This is a genomic window from Phyllobacterium sp. (genome assembly GCF_037994425.1).
In the GTDB taxonomy this organism is placed as follows: domain Bacteria; phylum Pseudomonadota; class Alphaproteobacteria; order Rhizobiales; family Rhizobiaceae; genus Phyllobacterium.
The window spans coordinates 1-1075 of sequence record NZ_JBBNAM010000422.1 but is presented as its reverse complement, the minus strand read 5'-3'; the positions used below and the strand labels follow the sequence as shown (position 1 = coordinate 1075).

Genomic DNA, 1075 nt, shown 5'->3' with positions numbered 1-1075 from the left:
ACAGTATAGGTCGTCGCCGTACCGGAAAGGCAGGTTACCCCGGCGGCGTTGAGGATGGTCGTCGCCAGCGTGCACATCGATTTATCGTCGCGAACTTCCAGAACCTCGACCTGGGCGACGAACTCTTCGCCTACGCCCGCCGCCTTGACAAATTTCCACTCGGCACCGAGGAAGACGTGCCCGGTCCGGGCGTAACGCCGCCCTGTACTATGAGCCGTCCAAATATCGAGCGCGAGGCAAGGCCTTCGTCATAATGGAGCGGATTGCAGTCGCCGGTCATTTCAGTGAAGGCAATGATATCGCGTGCGCGGGTGACGCGCCGGCGTTCTGCGTTCGCGCCGACGTTCGGCTTACCGAAACGGGTACCGGACCATCCCGATCGAATGTTCGTGTCGTTCATATCTCGTCTCCTTGGTCGAGGGTGTCAGATTGCTGCGACGGCCGGAGGCCGTGCGGTTGTCGGTGCGACCGGGATCACTTTATCGCTGGCCGATCGACTGGCTAGCACGGCGATTTCGGTTTTCGTGGCGTCGCTGAATCGCTTATGCCTTTCCGGTAATTCGGCAAGTGACCAATCAAACGTGCCAATCGCGTCGGTGGCTTCCAGGATCGGTAAGGCGAGGCTGTCACGTTCTTTCTGAAAACGCGCCAGTCCGGATGCGGAGCCCGAAAGAATAGCCAAAGCAGCCCCTTCCGCGTCCCTCAGCGCATCCGAAATGCCGTGCGAGGTGAGCGGATCTCGGAAGAATCCTGCGTCTCCCACCAGCAACCAGCCCCGACCATGGGCCTGCCTCAACATGCCCTGCGTGCCGCGGAATGCCTTAAGCCTTCCGACATCATGCGAGGCCGCATGCCTGGCGAGGTTCGGCGCCAAGGCCATCAGCGCGGAAAGCCAGCCCGCCGAGAGGTCGCCCCGGAACGCCGTGTCGTATCGGCTCGTTGGTACAGATGCGACGATGCAGGCAAGGCCGTTATTAGTCGGTATCATTCCGCCGCTGACGCCCGGCCGGAAGTACCAGTGGTAACCCGAAGAGTCTGGCGCGGCTGCATAACCGAAAATGTGGGCCACCGAAGC

1 protein-coding gene and 1 pseudogene are annotated in these 1075 nt (G+C 61.2%); both read right to left on the bottom strand.

Annotated elements, in window-relative coordinates; all coding sequences use genetic code 11:
- Positions 1 to 130: 130 nt before the first annotated feature.
- Positions 131 to 280, bottom strand: coding sequence for a hypothetical protein (locus tag AAAB35_RS27950; RefSeq protein ID WP_340671597.1), 150 nt, complete (start codon positions 278 to 280; stop codon positions 131 to 133).
- Positions 281 to 424: 144 nt separating this feature from the next.
- Positions 425 to 1075: pseudogene (locus AAAB35_RS27945) on the bottom strand (hypothetical protein); the annotation flags it as partial.